Origin of the sequence: Rhodococcus sp. WAY2 (genome assembly GCF_009859915.1) — a bacterium.
Taxonomy (GTDB): domain Bacteria; phylum Actinomycetota; class Actinomycetes; order Mycobacteriales; family Mycobacteriaceae; genus Rhodococcus_F; species Rhodococcus_F oxybenzonivorans.
On the sequence record NZ_CP046572.1, the window covers coordinates 6,397,407 to 6,414,849 of the forward strand.

Below are 17,443 nucleotides of genomic sequence, written 5' to 3' on the forward strand. Positions count from 1 at the left end.
CCACATGGCAGGAGGGGATGATGTGACCGCCGACGGGATGCGAGACAGTCCCGGTAGTCTCGTCGATCGTGGTCCCGGCCAGCCAGACCATCTGCAGCGGATCTGGTCGCCGCACCGCATGTCGTACATCGCGGAGGCGCCGAAGTCTCCGGACACTCCGAACGAACCGTTCACCGACATCCCGAAAATGAACGACGAGGACGGGCTGATCGTCGCGCGCGGCGAGCACGTCTACGCGGTGCTCAACCTGTATCCGTACAACCCTGGTCACCTGATGGTCGTGCCCTACCGCAAGGTCGCCGCGCTCGAGGACCTCACGGAGGAAGAAAGCGCCGAGCTGATGTCCTTCACTCAGCAGGCGCTGCGCGTCATCAAGCGGGTGTCGCGGCCGGACGGTTTCAATGTGGGTCTGAACCTGGGGGCCGCCGCCGGTGGCTCCCTCGCTGAACATCTCCATCAGCATGTGGTTCCCCGGTGGGGTGGGGACGCCAACTTCATCACGGTCCTCGCCGGCGTCAAGGTCATGCCACAGTTGTTGCGCGAGACCCGCGGTCTGCTGGCGAAGGCTTGGAATGAATGACTCGATAGATGAATGACGCGGGGGTCGCACACTCCTCCGTGCAGGGTTGGTGGCAGGACGTGATGAACGGGGTGGGCAGGTGCTGAGCTTTTTCGGACGGGCACCGGTGTCCAAGGTGACCGCGCCGTTGGGGAGGGCTCTGGTCAAGACCGGGCTGACCCCCGATTCGGTCACAGTGATAGGGACCGTCGCGACCGTGGCTGGGGCGGTCGTGCTGTTTCCCAGCGGACATCTGTTCTGGGGTGCGGTTGTCATCACCGTGTTCGTCCTGTTCGACATGCTGGACGGCGCGATGGCCCGGGCCCGTGGTGGGGGAACCCGATTCGGCGCCGTCCTCGACGCCACCTGTGACCGGGTGGCGGACGGTGCGATCTTCGCCGGTCTCGCCTGGTGGGCCGTGTACCACGAGGCGAGCAAGCCGCTCGTGATCGCGACTTTGGTGTGCCTGGTCACCTCGCAGGTGATCTCCTACGCCAAGGCCCGTGCCGAGGCGAGCGGGTTGTCCGCGGACGGCGGACTCATCGAACGACCCGATCGATTGGTCATCGTCCTCATCGGGGCCGGTGTCACCGGGCTCGGCGTGCCGTGGGCGATCCACATCGCCATGTGGCTCCTCGCTGCGGGCAGCGTGCTCACGGTATTCCAGCGGGTTCTGGCGGTGCGGGGGTCGGCCGGCGCACGGGACGTCCTCCCGCTGCCGGCACCCGGCACGACGCCCGAAGACGGACAGGCGACGGCGCAGTGAGCCTCGGTGAACGGGTCGCCGACCTCGGCTACGCGGCCGGCTGGCGGCTAGTCCGCGCCCTGCCCGAGCGAGTCGCTGTCACCCTGTTCGACACGGGTGCCGACTTCGCCGCACGCAAAGGCGGCGGTCCTGAACAGTTGCGCCGCAACCTTGCTCGCGTGCTGCGAGTGACTCCGGAGGAGATTCCGGAGTCGCTGGTGCGTGCGTCGCTGCGGTCCTATGCGCGGTACTGGCGGGAGGCGTTCCGCCTGCCGGGCATGGATTTGGAGAAGACCGGGGCGGCTCTCGACGCCCTCATCGAAGGACAGGAGCATCTGGACGCCGCGAAAGCCGCGGGCCGCGGAGCGGTACTCGCATTGCCGCACAGCGGTAACTGGGACATGGCTGGGGTGTGGTGCGTGCAGCACTGGGGCGCGCTGTCCACCGTGGCCGAGCGGTTGAAGCCGGAGTCGCTGTATCAGCGTTTCGTCGACTACCGCGAGGGGCTGGGATTCGAAATCTTCCCGCTCAGCGGGGGAGAGCATCCTCCGTTCGTCGAATTGTCGGCGCGCCTGCGCGACAACGGAATCGTGTGCCTCCTCGGTGAACGCGATCTCGCGAAGAAGGGCGTTCCCGTCACATTTTTCGGGGAACCGACGCGGATGCCCGCAGGTCCGGCGAAGCTGGCGATCGACACCGGTGCTCCGCTCCTGCCCGTGCACTGCTGGTTCACCGAGGACGGGTGGGGTTTCCGGATCGATCCCCGGATCGATACGTCAGTCGGGGTGGCGGCGGCCACCCAGGCGCTGGCGGAACGGTTCGAGGCGAACATCGCACAGCACCCGGAGGACTGGCACATGCTGCAGCCGCTCTGGCTGTCCGACCTGTCGCAGGCGAGACTCACGCGTATGGAGAGCCCGTGAAGATCGGCATGGTCTGTCCGTACTCGTTCGACGTTCCGGGCGGGGTACAAGCCCACGTCGTAGATCTCGCCGAGGTGTTGATCGAACGTGGGCACAAGGTCAGCGTCCTGGCCCCCGCTTCGGACGACATCGAATTGCCCGACTTCGTCGTGTCGGCCGGCCGGGCGCTGGCCATTCCGTACAACGGATCGGTGGCCCGGTTGAGTTTCGGACCTGCCGCGAGCGCGCGGGTGCGGCGCTGGATTTCCGACAACGACTTCGATGTCCTGCACATCCACGAACCCAATGCGCCGAGCCTGTCGATGCTCGCCATGCGGGTGGCCGAGGGACCGATCGTGGCGACCTTTCACACGTCGACGACGAAATCATTGGTGCTCAGCACCTTTCAGGGAGTCCTCCAGCCCTACCTGGAGAGGATCAGCGGACGGATCGCGGTGTCGGAACTGGCGCGCCGATGGCAGGTGGAATCGCTCGGGTCGGACGCCGTCGAAATCCCCAACGGTGTCGACGTGGGGGCCTTCGCGAACGCCGAACCGTTGCCGGGCTACCCCCGCCCGGGCCGGACCATTGTGTTCCTCGGGCGATACGACGAGCCGCGCAAGGGCATGTCGGTGCTGTTGCGCGCGCTTCCCGCGCTGGTCGACAAGTACCCGGAGCTGCAGGTGCTGGTGGTCGGCCGGGGAGACGAGGACCGCCTACGTCGTGAGGCGGGCCCGCTGTTCGGGCACTTGTGCCTCCTCGGCCAGGTCGGCGACGCCGAGAAGGCGTCGGCTCTGCGTAGTGCCGACGTGTACTGCGCCCCGAATCTGGGCGGGGAGAGTTTCGGGATCGTGCTGGTGGAAGCGATGGCGGCCGGCGCCGCGGTGGTGGCAAGCGAACTCGACGCGTTCCGCCGCGTCCTCCGCGACGGGCAGGCGGGTGTGCTCGTGCCGGTGGGTGATTCCGCGGCGCTCGCCGAGGGTATCGATTCCGTGCTCGGCGACCCTGCGCGCAGTGCCGCACTGACCGAGGTCGGGAGGACGGTCGTCACCGAATACGACTGGCCGGTGGTGGCCGAACAGATTCTGCGGGTGTACGAGACGGTAACCGTCGGGCGCGACGGCGTCCACGAGGTCGGATCGTGACCTTCTCCGCGCTGACCATCTTCGTTCTCGCCCTCGTGGCAGTGGTCGTTCTGGTGATCGGGTTGTGGGCCTACGGAACGGCCAACCGCCTCGACCGTTTGCACGTGCGTTCCGATCTGTCCTGGCAGGCCCTCGACTCCGCGCTGGCCCGTCGGGCGGTGGTCGTGCGGGCTGCGGCTGCGGCGATGGACCCACCCGAGGCAAGGAGGCTCACTGCCCTGGCCGCCCGCGCCGAGCGGTCGGAGCGCACCGAACGCGAAAGCGCGGAGAACGCGTTGTCCAGCGCGCTCTCGCTGCTCGATCCCGAAGATCTCAGACCTCAGCTCGTCGCGGAACTCGCGGACGCGGAGGCGAGGGTCCTGATCGCGCGCCGTTTCCACAACGACGCCGTGCGGGACACCCTGGCACTACGTACCCGCAGACCCGTTCGGTGGTTACACCTGGGCGGCACCGCACCGCTACCCACCTATTTCGAGATCACGGAACGGGCGTCGGCTGCGGCGGTCACCGACGGTTTGTCGCTCGACTCCGTCCGCACGTCCGCGCGGGTGGTGCTGCTCGACGAGCGGGGCCGTGTGCTGTTGCTGAGGGGCCACGATCCGGAGATTCCCGACACTTACTACTGGTTCACGATCGGTGGCGCGGTCGAAAAAGGGGAGAACCTGCGTGCTGCGGCGGTCCGGGAAATCGCCGAGGAGACCGGGTACACCGCTTCCGCGGAGTCGCTTCGCGGCCCGATGTGGCGCCGGGTGGCGATCTTCTCCTGGGGCGGTGAGCTGATTCGCTCCGAGGAACTGTTCTTCGCGCTGCAGACGGAGGGTTTCGAACCTCACCATGGCGGGTTCACAGAACTCGAGGAGCGCACCATCACCGGACACCGGTGGTGTACTGCCGACTGTGTCCGGGAACTGACGGCTGCCGGTGAAGCTGTCTATCCACGCGATCTTGCCGATCTGCTCGAGGAGGCCGCAGCCGTCGCAGCCGCCGCCGACAACCCCGAAGTGCGCGCCATCACGTAAGGCGCGGGGCGGACTCGACGAGGCCAGCAATCCGAGACTGGCTACAGAGCATCGCGGGCCGTCGTCCTAGAATCGAACAAAGCAGCGTGAACGCCCTCGCTCGCGCATGCCGCCATCGAAGTTCCACCACGCCACTACCCAGGAGTTCGCTGTGAGCACCCCCGACACCACCCCCACCACCGGCACTGCGCGCGTCAAGCGGGGCATGGCCGAGATGCTCAAGGGTGGGGTCATCATGGACGTCGTCACCCCCGAGCAGGCGAAGATCGCCGAGGACGCCGGCGCGGTCGCGGTGATGGCGCTCGAGCGGGTGCCCGCGGACATCCGCGCGCAGGGTGGGGTATCGCGGATGAGTGATCCGGACATGATCGACGGCATCATCTCCGCGGTCTCGATCCCGGTGATGGCCAAGGCCCGGATCGGGCACTTCGTCGAGGCGCAGATCCTGCAGTCCCTCGGGGTCGACTATGTCGACGAGTCCGAGGTCCTGACCCCGGCCGACTACGCGAACCACATCGACAAGTGGAAGTTCACCGTCCCGTTCGTCTGCGGTGCGACCAACCTGGGTGAGGCGTTGCGGCGGATCACCGAGGGTGCGGCGATGATCCGGTCGAAGGGTGAGGCCGGCACCGGCGATGTGTCGAATGCCACCACGCATATGCGGACCATCGGTGGGGAGATCCGCCGGTTGACGTCGCTGAGCGAGGACGAGCTGTATGTGGCGGCGAAGGAGTTGCAGGCGCCGTACGACCTGGTGGTCGAGGTGGCGAAGGCCGGGAAGTTGCCGGTCACCATGTTCACCGCCGGTGGCATCGCGACCCCGGCGGATGCGGCGATGATGATGCAGCTCGGCGCGGAGGGTGTGTTCGTCGGGTCGGGGATCTTCAAGTCCGGTAACCCGGCGGAGCGGGCCGCAGCGATCGTGAAGGCCACCACCTTCTTCGACGACCCGGACGTGCTCGCGAAGGTCTCTCGCGGGCTGGGCGAGGCGATGGTCGGGATCAACGTCGACGACATCCCGGTTCCGCACCGCCTCGCCGAACGCGGCTGGTGATCTACACGCTCGACCGGTGACCGATCCGGGCCGACGATTTTCTGGGTCGTCGGCCCGGTTCACTCGAGCAGGAGCATCACGCCGTTGACGCCGGCGACGGCGATCGCTGCGTAGAACGGCGTTCTGTTCGGCGCCCGGACGGTCATCGCGGCAAGAATGAGAACGGCGCCCAGCAATACCCGGTGCCACACCGTGGCTGGGTTACCGGTTCCGAGAAATACGGTGGCCGAGGCGGCCACCAGGGTCAGTGCCGCGACGATCCGAATGGTGCGGGCGCTCAGGCGATGTGGCAGCCCCCGCACGCCGGTGGCTGCGTCCGCGGCGAGGTCGGGCATGACATTGAGTAGGTGCGCCGCGATCCCGAACAGTGCGCCGGCCACCACCATCCACAGCGGCGGAATCTGCGCCGGGTCGAGCGCCAGTGACACGACGGCAGGTAACCCTCCGAACGCCAGTGCGTACGGGAGCCAGGACCACACCGTCGATTTGAGTCCCGCGTTGTATGCCAGGGCAGCACCGACGAGCACCAGGTGCAGAAGCCCCGCCGCCAGGCCGCAGAGCAAGGACGCGACCACGCATGTCGCGAATGCCATGCCGACAGCCCGGCGGACAGCGGTCACGGATATGCGTCCGGTGACGAGAGGTTTGTCCGTACGGCCGGCCAGCTGGTCGCGGGTGCGATCGAGCAGGTCGTTGGTCCATCCGACGACGAGCTGACCACTCAGCACTGCGGTTCCGAGGACCATCACGGTGCCCGGATTCGCATCCATACCGACCGCGATCACCAGAGTGAGCACGGTGACCGCGGCGGCCGGGCCGGGGTGCGCGGTGCGCACGAGCGACACGGCAGTGGAGAGGGCCATGGCCCAACGCTGCCACGACGAGGCCTCCGACGGCTCGGGATGTGAGAGTGTCAGCGGAACAACACCGGGAAGGGGCACTAGATGGCGACGATCGATGAAATTCTCGAGGTGGAACGTCTCGAGAAGAACATCTTCCGCGGCATTGCCACCGAGACCACCCTTTCCCGTACCTTCGGCGGGCAAGTGGCCGGGCAGGCGCTGGTGGCTGCGGTGCGTACGGTTGACCCCCAGTTCGCGGTGCACTCGCTGCACGGCTACTTCTTGCGGCCGGGCAACACGACCATGCCGATCGTGTATCTCGTCGACAGGATTCGAGATGGGCGATCGTTCGTGACCAGGCGAGTGAGTGCGGTTCAGGACGGTCAAGCGATCTTCACGATGTCCGCATCCTTCCAGGTCTCCGAGAGCGGCATCGAGCACCACGACGCCATGCCCGTGGTGCCGCCGCCGGACAACCTGCCTTTTGCCCGCGATTCGGACGACCCCGAGATCGCCAGGCTTGCCCGCGAATGGTCCGACTGGGACATCAGGATGGTCGGTGACGGTGAGGTCGACCGCCGACGCGGAATGGCCGCGCAGCAGCAGGTGTGGTTCCGTTCGCGGAAGACGTTGCCCGACGACCCGGTTTTCCACGTGTGTGCGCTGGCGTACATGAGCGACATGACGCTGATCGGTTCTGCCATGACACCCCACAAGGACGTGCAGATCAACGGTGCTTCTCTCGATCACGCGCTGTGGTTCCAGCGGCCCTTCCGCGCGGACGAGTGGTTGCTGTACGACCAGACGTCGCCGTCCGCAGGTTTCGGCCGGGCAGTGGCCCAGGGCCGAATTTTCGATCGGGGCGGAAACCTGGTGGCAGCGGTGGTCCAGGAAGGGTTGACCCGGTTCCTGCGCGAAGAGTGAATCACTGCGCCGTCATCGAAGCGTCTGCACGGCCGGCTTCGGTGGATGGTCGTATCGCACCAGCAGGTCCGGTGGATCGAGGACGCCGGCTGCATGCCGGATGAGCGCGGGCACGGTCCAGAGCGCATCTGCAGGTGTGTGCCTGCGCAACGCTCCATCGCTCAGGTGAAGGGCCACGGTGACGTCGAAGTCGAGTCCGCGCCCGAGGAGCATCGGACCGGTGACGAGGAGTACCTGCCGCGCCGCGGTGGGAACACGCGCACACCGCGCCGAGCGATCGGCCGTTTCGTCCCACAGGCGCGGCAACCAGACGCCGTCGGTGCGTGCCGACCGCAGGACCTCCCGGTCGAGCGCCTCGTAGTCGAACCACAGCGTGCGGTAACTCAGCTCGTCGACGCGTCCGTGCTCGAAGCGCAGGGAAGCCGGTCGAACATAGTCGTGGAGCGAGACCACGTCACAGGGGCGTCCGCGCTCGCGTAGTGCTGCGCAGACTGCGTTCGCCAGCAGCTCCGGGCGAGCGCCGTCGGGTGCGTCGATCGCGACGAGAGCCGTGCCGTCGACGTCCAGGCAGCGTGTCGTGACGAGTGTGACGAGTCCTTCCGGGCTCGTCGGTGTGAACATCGTCATGACACCCATCGTGCCTCGAGCGCGAACAGGGCAGATAACCTTGACGGGCACCGTAGGAGGGCACATGGCGAGCATTGAAGACATCCTCGAACTGGAAGCGCTGGAGAAGGACATCTTTCGCGGCGCGGTGCATCCTTCGGTTTTGAAGCGGACCTTCGGTGGCCAGGTGGCCGGTCAGTCGCTGGTGTCGGCGGTCCGCACCGTCGACGAGAGGTTTCGCGTTCACTCGCTCCACGGGTACTTTCTGCGGCCGGGTAACCCCACCGAGCCGACCGTGTATCTCGTCGACCGCATTCGTGACGGCCGGTCCTTCTGCACTCGCCGCGTCACCGGTATCCAGGACGGCAAGGCGATCTTCACCATGTCCGCCTCCTTCCACGCCGAGGACGCCGGAATCGAACATCAGGACACGATGCCGTCTGTGCCGGATCCGGAGGAACTCGTCGACGCGCAGACCGTCGAGGAGTTCGCGAACAGCGAGTTGTATCAGGAGTGGAAGGAATGGGACGTCCGCATCGTTCCGTCCGATGCCGTCAAGCCGATTCCCGGTATCGCCGCCCAGCAACGTGTCTGGATGCGATACCGCAACAAGCTTCCGGACGACCAGGTGCTTCACATCTGTACCCTCGCGTACCTCAGTGACATCACGTTGCTCGGAGCGTCGAAGGTGCCGCACCCCGGCGTGGTGACCCAGACGGCGTCACTCGACCACGCCATGTGGTTCATGCGCCCGTTCCGCGCCGACGAGTGGCTGCTCTACGACCAGACTTCACCTTCTGCTGGATTCGGTCGGGCTCTCACCCAGGGCCGCATGTTCGACCAGAACGGCGCGATGGTGGCCGCGGTGGTGCAGGAGGGGTTGACCCGCATCCAACGCGACCAGGACAAGAACGACATCCAGACAGGAAATATGGCATGACCCGTCCCCTCGTCGGTGTTCTCGCTCTCCAGGGCGATGTGCGTGAACACCTTGCCGCACTGCAGGACGCAGGCGCCGACGCCGTGGGTATTCGTCGTCCGGAAGAGCTCGACAAGGTCGACGGTCTCGTCATTCCGGGCGGCGAGTCGACCACCATGAGCAAGTTGCTGGAAATCTTCGAGCTGCTCGAGCCGCTGAAGACGCGACTACGGGACGGCCTGCCCGCCTACGGTTCCTGCGCTGGAATGATCCTCCTCGCGAGCGAGATCCTCGACACCCGGCCGGATGCGCAACATCTCGGCGCGATCGATATGACGGTTCGCCGCAACGCCTTCGGGCGGCAGGTCGATTCGTTCGAGTCGGACCTCGACTTCGAGGGCATCGTCGGCGATCCGGTACGCGCCGTCTTCATCCGCGCCCCCTGGGTCGAGCGGGTCGGGGACGCCGTCGAGGTGCTCGCTCGTGTCCCCGAGTCGGGCGGCGCCGCTGCCGGACGCATCGTCGCCGTCCGGCAGGGCCGCGTGGTGGCAACCTCCTTCCATCCCGAGGTGACCGGCGACCGGCGGGTACACGAGTTGTTCGTGGACCTCGTCCGTGAGGCTTAACTCGCTGCCCGCACTGCCAGCAGCGAATTGAGCAGGGCGGCACCCTGCTCCGCGGCAGGGACCGTGACTGCGAACTGTCTGCCGTCCCGGCAGGTGAGCACAATTCCCTCGCCGCCCCGTACCACGACTGCGGTGCCTCGCGGGCTGAAACGGTAACCCCATCCACCCCACTCGGCGGGCAGGATGGTGGCCACCTGAGCCGATTCGATGCCGTCGAGGGGAATTCGCCGCCACCGCACATTCCACGACGACAGCGTCAGACCCGCTCGATCGACGTGCACACCGACAGAGGCGAATACGCCGCTCGCCACGGCCAGGATCAGGAAGAGCGGGGCGAGCCACCAGACGCCCATCAGCAGGGATCCGATCGCGGCGGCCGTCATGAGGAGGGTGAGCGCAGCGGCCCAGGGGCCGCGGGCGTATGCCGTCCACGAGGCCCGTTCGCTGGGCGTCAGAGGTGGGGACAGGGTCGGGGTCGGCCCACTGAGCCGCGCCCGGGTTGCCTTGGGTGCAATCGCGAATACCGCCGCGCCCCAAGCCAACCCGAGTAGCGGGATGACGATCCATGCGCCCATCGTGGCGGCGGCAGGGGATCCGGCGCGCACGGTGAGGGCGACACCGAGGATCCAGGCCGAGGACACCGTCCAGGTGGTGAGTGCGGTGATCGGGAGCCACAGCGCGGCGTCACTTCTGTCGCGGGCCACCACCAGACCGGCGACCACTGCGGCCACGCAACACACGGCCAGCGCGATCCAGAAATACGTCGTGGTGTTCCCCAATCCGTCCGGCTGCGTCCCGGACCAGTGCTGCGGGATCACGGGAGGCACTTCAGCCCCCCAGCCGATCCGCGCGACGACGAGGGCGAGTAGGGGAAGCACGGTGGCGGCGGCACCGACGCCGAGGCGTATGCGGGTGGTGGTCATTTCTTCGAAATCTCCTTGATCATGTCGATCATCTGGTCTGTGTCCAGGCCGAGGCGTCGTGCTTCGGCCACGAATGCTCGGGCGGCTTCCGTGAGTCCGGCGTGGGCGGAATTCGTGTCTGCGCGGATCACCGCTCCCCGTCCACGCCGCAGGTCGATCAGTCCTTCGTCGCGCAGCACGGCGTACGCCCGCAGGACGGTGTGCAGGTTGACGTCGATGGACTCGGCCAGCGCACGGGCCGAGGGCAGGCGATCGCCGGCCGCTATCTCTCCCCTCATGAACGCTCCGCGCACATTCGCGGCGATCTGCTCGCCCAGTGGAGTGCTCGACCCGTGGTCGACTCGCATCAACATGTTTGCATTATATGCAAACAATGGAGATAAAAGCGAGTCGGTGCACCGGAACGCGCAGCAACAACGGAGGGGCGGGTAACATCGTCAGAGCTGAAACCGCGCATTCGGCGTGTCACAGGCAGCAGGAAAGGGGCTTGAATCGCATGAGCGGCCACTCCAAATGGGCCACCACCAAGCACAAGAAGGCCGTGATCGATGCCAAGCGTGGCAAAGCCTTCGCGAAGCTGATCAAGAACATCGAGGTGGCGGCCCGTACCGGCGGTGGCGATCCTGCGGGAAACCCCACCTTGTACGACGCCATCCAGAAGGCCAAGAAGACCTCGGTGCCCAACGACAACATCGAGCGCGCACGCAAGCGCGGTGCCGGTGAAGAAGCGGGCGGTGCCGACTGGCAGACCATCATGTACGAGGGCTACGGACCCAATGGTGTCGCCGTCCTCATCGAGTGCCTCACCGACAACCGCAACCGCGCCGCGGGTGAGGTGCGTACCGCGATGACCCGTAACGGCGGCAACATGGCAGACCCGGGATCGGTGTCCTACCTGTTCACCCGCAAGGGCGTCGTCACCCTGGAGAAGGGTGATCAGTCCGAAGACGACGTGTTGATGGCCGTCCTCGACGCGGGCGCCGAAGAGGTCACCGATCTCGGTGACACGTTCGAAATCGTCAGTGAGCCCACCGACCTCGTCGCCGTGCGCACCGCGCTGCAGGAGGCAGGAATCGACTACGACTCCGCCGAGGCCGACTTCCGCGCGTCCGTCGAGGTTCCCGTCGACGCAGACGGGGCACGCAAAGTCTTCAAGCTCGTCGACGCTCTCGAGGAGTCCGACGACGTGCAGAACGTCTACACCAATGTCGACCTGTCCGACGAGGTCCTCGCCGAGCTGGAGGACTGACCGCCGGCAACCGGTGAGGGGCGGGGGAGCGGTGCTCGCCCGCCCCGACTCGTCCTGCGTGTTGGTGCGCCGCACCGTCCGACCCCCCGGCTAAGCTATCGAACAGCTGTTCGGCGTGGGAGAGGTGGCATGGCGTGCGTGTGCTGGGTGTGGATCCCGGTCTGACCCGGTGCGGATTCGGTGTGGTCGACGGCGCAGGAGGACGGACGGTCATCCCGGTGGCTGTCGACGTGGTGCGTACCCCCGCGGATCTCGAGTTGTCTGCCCGGCTGCTGCGGATCTCCGAGGCGGCCGAGTCGTGGATCGACCTTCACCGACCCGAGGTCGTCGCCATCGAGCGGGTGTTTTCCCAGCACAACGTGCGCACTGCCATGGGCACGGCGCAGGCCGGTGGTGTGGTCGCGCTTGCGGCCGCCCGCCGCGGGATCCCGGTCTGCTTCCATACTCCGAGCGAGGTCAAGGCCGCGGTCACGGGCAGCGGATCGGCAGACAAAGCTCAGGTGACGGCCATGGTGACGCGCATCCTGCGACTCGCGGCCGCACCGAAGCCCGCCGACGCCGCGGATGCCCTGGCACTCGCCATCTGTCACTGTTGGCGAGCGCCGATGATCGAACGCATGGCCCGGGCCGAGGCGGCCGCGGCCGAACAGAAACGTCGATACCAGGCCCGGTTGGCCGAGGTGAAGAAGGCAGGTACACGATGATCGCGTCCGTCCGCGGCGAGGTACTCGAGATCGCGCTCGATCATGCGGTGATCGAGTCCGCAGGGGTGGGATACCGCGTCAACGCGACCCCCGCCACCCTCGGCGGGCTGCACCGCGGAAGTGAAGCCCGCCTGATCACCGCCATGATCGTGCGTGAAGACTCGATGACGCTGTACGGCTTCCCCGATTCCGAGTCGAAGGAACTGTTCGGCCTCTTGCAGACGGTGTCGGGGGTGGGACCGCGGCTCGCCATGGCCACGCTGGCTGTCCTCGAACCGGACGCATTGCGCACAGCCCTGGCCGAGGGCAACGTGACCGCGCTGACCCGGGTACCGGGGATCGGCAAACGGGGAGCGGAACGAATGGTGGTCGAACTGCGCGACAAGGTGGACGCGGTTGCGTCGTCGTCGGGGGCGGTGACGATCGCCGCTGGGAGCGGTTCGATTCGCGATCAGGTCGTCGAAGCCCTCGTCGGCCTCGGATTCCCGGCCAAGCAGGCCGAGCAGGCCACCGACTCCGTCTTGGTGGAAGCGCCTGAATCGACGACGTCCGCAGCGTTACGCTCCGCCCTGTCCCTGCTCGGGAAGACACGATGAATCTCGAATCCCACGCGGACTTCGAAGACGAGTCACCGGTATCGCCCGACCTCGTTGCCGGCGACGGCGACATAGAAGCCAGTCTGCGCCCCAAGAACCTGCACGACTTCATCGGTCAGCCCCGTGTGCGGGAACAACTCCAACTCGTCCTGACCGGCGCGAAGATGCGCGGCGGCACCCCCGACCACATTCTGCTGTCCGGACCACCCGGCCTGGGAAAGACCAGTATGGCGATGATCATCGCCGCCGAACTCGGGTCGTCGTTGCGGCTGACCTCCGGACCGGCGCTCGAGCGGGCCGGTGATCTCGCCGCCATGCTCAGCAACCTCGTCGAAGGGGACGTGCTGTTCATCGACGAGATCCATCGCATCGCCCGTCCGGCGGAGGAGATGCTGTACCTCGCAATGGAGGACTTCCGGGTCGACGTCGTCGTGGGCAAGGGCCCGGGCGCTACGTCGATCCCCCTGGAAGTGGCCCCCTTCACGCTGGTCGGTGCCACCACCCGCTCGGGGGCGCTGACGGGGCCGCTACGCGACCGGTTCGGGTTCACGGCGCACATGGATTTCTACGAACCCGCCGAACTCGAGCAGATCCTCATGCGGTCGGCAGGAATTCTCGGTGTGCAGCTCGGTGCGGAGGCCGGGGCGGAGATCGCCGGCCGGTCCCGCGGAACCCCCCGCATCGCCAACAGATTGCTGCGCCGGGTGCGTGATTACGCCGAGGTTCGTGCCGACGGCGTCATCACCCGCGACATCGCCCACGCGGCACTCGCCGTCTACGACGTCGACCAACTGGGCCTCGACCGTCTCGACCGTTCCGTTCTCAGTGCCCTCGTCCGAAGCTTCGGTGGCGGCCCTGTCGGCGTGTCCACCCTCGCTGTCGCGGTGGGTGAGGAGCCGGCGACGGTCGAAGAGGTCTGCGAGCCGTTCCTGGTCCGGGCGGGCATGATCGCCCGCACACCCCGCGGTCGAGTGGCAACGGCCGCCGCGTGGACCCAACTCGGGCTGACGCCGCCGCCGGACGCCGTCGCCGGTGGAATCGAGGTGCGGGTCAACGAACCGCAGGCCTCGTTGTTCGATCCGGAAGACCCCTGATCGGCCGGGCGGAACGCGCCGCCGCATGCCGACCGAACCGATGTACGGGACGGTAATGGCACACTGGTGTACTGCATCGGTCCAACCGGGACCGGTGCGCTACGGATCGTGCGACATACCTCGAGGTTGACTTACCGATGGACTTTCTCTTCCCGCTGCTCATTCTGGCGCTGCTCGTCCCCATGTTCCTGGGGATCCGCCGGCAGAAGAAGGAGATGGCCAAGACCACCGCTCTCCAGGAATCCCTCTCGGTCGGCGACCGCATCCTGACCACTGCGGGGCTGCACGGGACGATCGTCGCGATGAACGACGACACGGTCGACCTCGAGATCGCCCCCGGCGTGATCACGACCTGGTCGCGCCTCGTCATCCGTGAGCAGATCGTCGACTCTCCGATCGAGCCCGGGGAGCCCGCGTCTGACGCTGCGCCCGATGACCGCGAGAACGGCGGAGACACCACGCCGCGGTTGACCAAGGATTGATCGACGCATCCGCTGCGTACCGCGCGTAGCCGTCGCGTCCGAGGCGCGGCGGGCGTTGCACGGGGCCGAGCCCTGCAGGGGCGGCGGGGTGCCCACCGAACGTTCCACTCGAACTGCACGTACTGAGGAGACATAGAGATCGTGGCACCTTCCACAGGATCGGTGCATCCCGTCCGCTACCTCACCGTTTTTGCGGTGCTCGTAGCGGTTCTGTATGCCCTGGTGTTCTTCACTGGCGACAAGTCCGCGACACCCAAGCTGGGCATCGACCTGCAAGGCGGGACCCGAGTCACCCTCACGGCGCGCACACCCGACGGTAGTAAGCCGACGCCGGACAGCCTGCGTCAGGCGCAGGAGATCATCGAGACCCGTGTGAACGGGCTGGGAGTCTCCGGCTCGGAGGTAGTCATCGACGGTGACAACCTGGTGATCACCGTTCCTGGTGACGACAGTGCTCAGGCGCGTTCGCTCGGTCAGACCGCCCGCCTCTACGTGCGTCCTGTGCAGACGTCGCAGGCGGCGGCTGCCCCCGGCGCGCAGGCTCCCGCCGGCGAAACCCCGGCCGAGCCCACCGGGACACCGGAACCTGCCACGCCGGCACCGGCACCACAGAACCGTCCGTTCCCGGCGCAGGATCCGTCCGCACCCGCCGAACCGACCCCGTCCGACGAGGCCGCCCCGGCCGACGGCTCCGGGTCCGAGACCGCTGAGGCCGCCGACGAGATCGCAGCGGCACGCGCGAGCAGACAGAGTACGGACCCCGCAGTACAGCAGGCGGCGATGGCGACGCTCGACTGCTCGGTTCCCGACCCGCTGCGGGGAAACGACGATCCGGCGCTGCCCTTGGTGGCGTGCTCCACCGACGGCCAAGCGGTGTACCTGCTCGCGCCGTCGATCATCGACGGGCAGGAGATCGCCGACGCCACGTCCGGCTACAACTCCCAGCAGTCGCGGCACGAGGTGAGCCTGACGTTCAAGACGGAGGGCAGTAACACCTGGGCCGCGTTCACGTCGCAGAACATCGGCAAACAGGCAGCTTTCACCCTCGACTCCAAGGTGGTCAGTGCGCCGGTGGTCCAGGGCGCCACACCCGCCGGCAGCTCCACCTCGATCACCGGTTCGTTCACGGCGACCAGTGCCAAGGAACTGGCGAACACGTTGAAATACGGCTCGCTGCCCCTCTCGTTCGCGGCATCCGAGGCGGAGACGGTGTCGGCGACGCTCGGTCTCGCCTCGCTGGAGGCGGGTCTGATCGCCGGCCTCGTGGGTCTGATCCTCGTGCTGCTCTACTGCCTGCTGTACTACCGCATGCTCGGGGTGCTCACAGCGTTGTCGCTGGTGCTGTCGGGTGTGATGGTGTACGCGATCATGGTTCTGCTCGGCCGGTACATCAACTTCACCCTCGACCTGGCCGGTATCGCTGGTCTGATCATCGGTATCGGTATGACTGCAGACTCGTTCGTGGTGTTCTTCGAGAGAATCAAGGACGAGATGAGGGAAGGCCGGAGTTTCAGGTCGGCTGTTCCCCGCGGTTGGGCTCGGGCGCGCCGCACGATTCTCTCGGGAAATGCGGTGAGCTTCATCGCCGCCGCCGTCCTCTACGTGCTCGCGGTCGGTCAGGTGCGCGGGTTCGCGTTCACGCTCGGACTGACCACGATCCTCGATGTCGTCGTCGTCTTCCTGGTGACGTGGCCGCTGGTGCACCTGGCGTCGAAGTCGCCGTTCTGGTCCAGGCCGGGCGTCAACGGGCTGGGAGCCGTGCAGCAGATCGCCAAGGAACGTAAGGCTGCCGCAGCGTCGGCGAAGGAGTCACGAGTATGAGCGAATCGACCACGTCCCAGGCCGGATCCCCGGCGGACGCCGAAACCTCGCTGTCCGACTCGGGTGTCGACCAGGCGTCCATGCCGAAACACAGCCTGCTCTCCCGGCTCTACACCGGAACCGGCGCCTTCGAGATCATCGGGAGGCGACGCTTCTACTACATCCTGACGGGTGTCATCGTGCTCATCTCCCTGCTGAGCATCCTCGTCCGTGGGTTCACTCTCGGTATCGACTTCGAGGGAGGGTCGCGCATCCAGTTTCCCGCGGGTGACGGCGTCGACACCGCGCAGGTGGAACAGGTGTACAGCGAGGCGCTCGGAACGGATCCCGTCACCGTGCAAACGGTGGGGTCGGGATCGAGCGCAACGGTGCAGATTCGCTCCGAGGCGCTCAACGCCGCTCAGGTGATCACGCTCCAGGACGCGCTGTACGAGGAGTTCCAGCCCAAGGACAGCAACGGCGCGGTGAGTAAGAACACCATCAGCGTCGCGGATGTCAGCGAGACGTGGGGCGGTCAGATCACCCAGAAGGCGCTGATCGCGCTGCTGGTGTTCCTCGTCCTCGTCAGCGTGTACATCGCCGTCCGTTTCGAGCGGGACATGGCGATCGCGGCAATCGTCGCACTGTTCTTCGATATCGCCGTGACGGCGGGCGTGTATTCACTGGTCGGCTTCGAGGTCACGCCCGCGACGGTGATCGGCCTGCTCACCATCCTCGGTTTCTCGCTCTACGACTCGGTGGTGGTGTTCGACAAGGTCGAGGAGAACACTCGCGGCATCCTGCACCTGACCCGCCGAACGTACGCGGAGCAAGCGAACCTGGCGGTCAACCAGACGCTGATGCGCTCGATCAATACCACGCTGATCAGCGTCCTGCCGGTCCTTGCGCTGATGGTGATCGCGGTGTGGATGCTTGGTGTGGGCACCCTCAAGGATCTAGCGTTGGTTCAGCTCGTCGGCATCATCGTCGGTGCGTATTCGTCGATCTTCTTCGCGACGCCGTTGCTGGTGTCACTCAAGGAGCGGTGGGGTCCCGTGGCTGCACACACACGTAAGGTGCTCGCTCGCCGAGCAGCGCTCGCGGAGGGCGCGTCGGTGAAGACGGCCGCCGCAACGTCCCCGACCGGAGTGAGCGCCGGGGCCACGGCGGGGGCCGCGCCGCGGCGTGCCGCCGGCGGTGCGCCCCGGCCCGGAACGCGTCCCACCGGGAAGCGCCACAAGAAGAGGCACTGAC

Annotated in this window: 20 protein-coding genes; 16 read left to right on the plus strand and 4 right to left on the minus strand. The window is 66.8% G+C overall.

Features of this window, described 5'->3' with window-relative positions:
* Nucleotides 1–4 precede the first annotated feature (4 nt).
* The 6 genes from GFS60_RS28870 (at nt 5) to pdxS (ending at nt 5,424) form a co-directional block, all read left to right on the plus strand.
* Complete coding sequence (locus GFS60_RS28870; protein ID WP_109330588.1) at nt 5–580, plus strand: HIT family protein; 576 nt, start codon at nt 5–7, stop codon at nt 578–580.
* Between the two features lie 79 nt (nt 581–659).
* Nucleotides 660–1,325 carry a phosphatidylinositol phosphate synthase gene (gene pgsA, locus GFS60_RS28875; RefSeq protein WP_109330586.1) on the plus strand — a complete coding sequence of 222 codons (666 nt, stop codon included), beginning with the start codon at nt 660–662 and terminating at the stop codon, nt 1,323–1,325.
* On the plus strand, nt 1,322–2,227 hold the full coding sequence (locus tag GFS60_RS28880; RefSeq protein WP_159926439.1) for a phosphatidylinositol mannoside acyltransferase: 906 nt from the start codon (nt 1,322–1,324) through the stop codon (nt 2,225–2,227). The genes pgsA and GFS60_RS28880 overlap by 4 nt, the downstream gene beginning before the upstream one ends.
* Nucleotides 2,224–3,351, plus strand: coding sequence for a glycosyltransferase family 4 protein (locus GFS60_RS28885; RefSeq protein ID WP_159926441.1), 1,128 nt, complete (start codon nt 2,224–2,226; stop codon nt 3,349–3,351). The genes GFS60_RS28880 and GFS60_RS28885 overlap by 4 nt, the downstream gene beginning before the upstream one ends.
* A complete protein-coding gene (locus tag GFS60_RS28890; protein ID WP_159926443.1) occupies nt 3,348–4,370 on the plus strand; it encodes an NUDIX hydrolase in 1,023 nt (340 codons plus the stop codon). Before GFS60_RS28885 ends, GFS60_RS28890 begins: the two co-directional genes overlap by 4 nt.
* A gap of 151 nt (nt 4,371–4,521) precedes the next feature.
* Nucleotides 4,522–5,424, plus strand: coding sequence for a pyridoxal 5'-phosphate synthase lyase subunit PdxS (gene pdxS / locus GFS60_RS28895; RefSeq protein WP_159926445.1), 903 nt, complete (start codon nt 4,522–4,524; stop codon nt 5,422–5,424).
* A gap of 59 nt (nt 5,425–5,483) precedes the next feature.
* On the opposite strand, the gene GFS60_RS28900 is transcribed toward pdxS, so the two are convergent.
* The gene (locus GFS60_RS28900; RefSeq protein ID WP_159926447.1) at nt 5,484–6,287 is read right to left on the minus strand and encodes a UbiA family prenyltransferase; all 804 of its coding nucleotides are present in this window, start codon (nt 6,285–6,287) and stop codon (nt 5,484–5,486) included.
* Between the two features lie 81 nt (nt 6,288–6,368).
* Here GFS60_RS28900 and GFS60_RS28905 point away from each other — a divergent pair, with 81 nt between their 5' ends.
* Nucleotides 6,369–7,190, plus strand: coding sequence for an acyl-CoA thioesterase (locus GFS60_RS28905; protein ID WP_159926449.1), 822 nt, complete (start codon nt 6,369–6,371; stop codon nt 7,188–7,190).
* 12 nt (nt 7,191–7,202) lie between these two features.
* On the opposite strand, the gene GFS60_RS28910 is transcribed toward GFS60_RS28905, so the two are convergent.
* On the minus strand, nt 7,203–7,826 hold the full coding sequence (locus GFS60_RS28910; RefSeq protein WP_159926451.1) for a hypothetical protein: 624 nt from the start codon (nt 7,824–7,826) through the stop codon (nt 7,203–7,205).
* Between the two features lie 55 nt (nt 7,827–7,881).
* Here GFS60_RS28910 and GFS60_RS28915 point away from each other — a divergent pair, with 55 nt between their 5' ends.
* Together GFS60_RS28915 and pdxT are read left to right on the plus strand one after the other, a co-directional pair.
* Entirely contained in the window at nt 7,882–8,736 is an 855-nt protein-coding gene (locus tag GFS60_RS28915) for an acyl-CoA thioesterase (protein ID WP_159926453.1), read from the plus strand.
* Nucleotides 8,733–9,341: a pyridoxal 5'-phosphate synthase glutaminase subunit PdxT gene (pdxT, locus tag GFS60_RS28920; protein WP_159926455.1), complete on the plus strand. Its 609-nt coding sequence runs from the start codon at nt 8,733–8,735 to the stop codon at nt 9,339–9,341. Before GFS60_RS28915 ends, pdxT begins: the two co-directional genes overlap by 4 nt.
* Here the strand turns inward: pdxT and GFS60_RS28925 are convergent.
* Together GFS60_RS28925 and GFS60_RS28930 are read right to left on the minus strand one after the other, a co-directional pair.
* Nucleotides 9,338–10,264: a hypothetical protein gene (locus GFS60_RS28925; RefSeq protein WP_159926457.1), complete on the minus strand. Its 927-nt coding sequence runs from the start codon at nt 10,262–10,264 to the stop codon at nt 9,338–9,340. The two genes, pdxT and GFS60_RS28925, sit on opposite strands and share 4 nt — an antisense overlap.
* A complete protein-coding gene (locus GFS60_RS28930) occupies nt 10,261–10,617 on the minus strand; it encodes a GntR family transcriptional regulator (protein ID WP_159926459.1) in 357 nt (118 codons plus the stop codon). The genes GFS60_RS28925 and GFS60_RS28930 overlap by 4 nt, the downstream gene beginning before the upstream one ends.
* A 143-nt stretch (nt 10,618–10,760) precedes the next feature.
* Here GFS60_RS28930 and GFS60_RS28935 point away from each other — a divergent pair, with 143 nt between their 5' ends.
* The 7 genes from GFS60_RS28935 to secF all read left to right on the plus strand — a co-directional run bounded on the left by GFS60_RS28935 (nt 10,761) and on the right by secF (nt 17,442).
* Nucleotides 10,761–11,513 carry a YebC/PmpR family DNA-binding transcriptional regulator gene (locus tag GFS60_RS28935; protein WP_109330566.1) on the plus strand — a complete coding sequence of 251 codons (753 nt, stop codon included), beginning with the start codon at nt 10,761–10,763 and terminating at the stop codon, nt 11,511–11,513.
* Nucleotides 11,514–11,647: 134 nt separating this feature from the next.
* Entirely contained in the window at nt 11,648–12,217 is a 570-nt protein-coding gene (gene ruvC / locus GFS60_RS28940; protein WP_109330564.1) for a crossover junction endodeoxyribonuclease RuvC, read from the plus strand.
* A complete protein-coding gene (gene ruvA, locus GFS60_RS28945; RefSeq protein ID WP_159926461.1) occupies nt 12,214–12,813 on the plus strand; it encodes a Holliday junction branch migration protein RuvA in 600 nt (199 codons plus the stop codon). Before ruvC ends, ruvA begins: the two co-directional genes overlap by 4 nt.
* Complete coding sequence (gene ruvB / locus GFS60_RS28950; protein ID WP_109330560.1) at nt 12,810–13,907, plus strand: Holliday junction branch migration DNA helicase RuvB; 1,098 nt, start codon at nt 12,810–12,812, stop codon at nt 13,905–13,907. The genes ruvA and ruvB overlap by 4 nt, the downstream gene beginning before the upstream one ends.
* A gap of 137 nt (nt 13,908–14,044) precedes the next feature.
* The gene (gene yajC, locus GFS60_RS28955) at nt 14,045–14,389 is read left to right on the plus strand and encodes a preprotein translocase subunit YajC (RefSeq protein WP_159926463.1); all 345 of its coding nucleotides are present in this window, start codon (nt 14,045–14,047) and stop codon (nt 14,387–14,389) included.
* 141 nt (nt 14,390–14,530) lie between these two features.
* Nucleotides 14,531–16,210 carry a protein translocase subunit SecD gene (secD, locus tag GFS60_RS28960; protein WP_159926465.1) on the plus strand — a complete coding sequence of 560 codons (1,680 nt, stop codon included), beginning with the start codon at nt 14,531–14,533 and terminating at the stop codon, nt 16,208–16,210.
* Entirely contained in the window at nt 16,207–17,442 is a 1,236-nt protein-coding gene (gene secF / locus GFS60_RS28965) for a protein translocase subunit SecF (RefSeq protein WP_159926467.1), read from the plus strand. Before secD ends, secF begins: the two co-directional genes overlap by 4 nt.
* Nucleotide 17,443 lies beyond the last annotated feature (1 nt).

Coding starts and splice junctions, on each gene's coding strand:
- GFS60_RS28910 (WP_159926451.1), bottom strand. CDS start 7,826: ATGGGTGTCATGACGATGTTCACACCGACGAGCCCGGAAGGACTCGTC.
- ruvB (WP_109330560.1), top strand. CDS start 12,810: ATGAATCTCGAATCCCACGCGGACTTCGAAGACGAGTCACCGGTATCG.
- pdxT (WP_159926455.1), top strand. CDS start 8,733: ATGACCCGTCCCCTCGTCGGTGTTCTCGCTCTCCAGGGCGATGTGCGT.
- secF (WP_159926467.1), top strand. CDS start 16,207: ATGAGCGAATCGACCACGTCCCAGGCCGGATCCCCGGCGGACGCCGAA.
- GFS60_RS28870 (WP_109330588.1), top strand. CDS start 5: ATGGCAGGAGGGGATGATGTGACCGCCGACGGGATGCGAGACAGTCCC.
- GFS60_RS28905 (WP_159926449.1), top strand. CDS start 6,369: ATGGCGACGATCGATGAAATTCTCGAGGTGGAACGTCTCGAGAAGAAC.
- GFS60_RS28935 (WP_109330566.1), top strand. CDS start 10,761: ATGAGCGGCCACTCCAAATGGGCCACCACCAAGCACAAGAAGGCCGTG.
- GFS60_RS28900 (WP_159926447.1), bottom strand. CDS start 6,287: ATGGCCCTCTCCACTGCCGTGTCGCTCGTGCGCACCGCGCACCCCGGC.
- GFS60_RS28930 (WP_159926459.1), bottom strand. CDS start 10,617: ATGTTGATGCGAGTCGACCACGGGTCGAGCACTCCACTGGGCGAGCAG.
- yajC (WP_159926463.1), top strand. CDS start 14,045: ATGGACTTTCTCTTCCCGCTGCTCATTCTGGCGCTGCTCGTCCCCATG.
- GFS60_RS28915 (WP_159926453.1), top strand. CDS start 7,882: ATGGCGAGCATTGAAGACATCCTCGAACTGGAAGCGCTGGAGAAGGAC.
- GFS60_RS28925 (WP_159926457.1), bottom strand. CDS start 10,264: ATGACCACCACCCGCATACGCCTCGGCGTCGGTGCCGCCGCCACCGTG.
- ruvA (WP_159926461.1), top strand. CDS start 12,214: ATGATCGCGTCCGTCCGCGGCGAGGTACTCGAGATCGCGCTCGATCAT.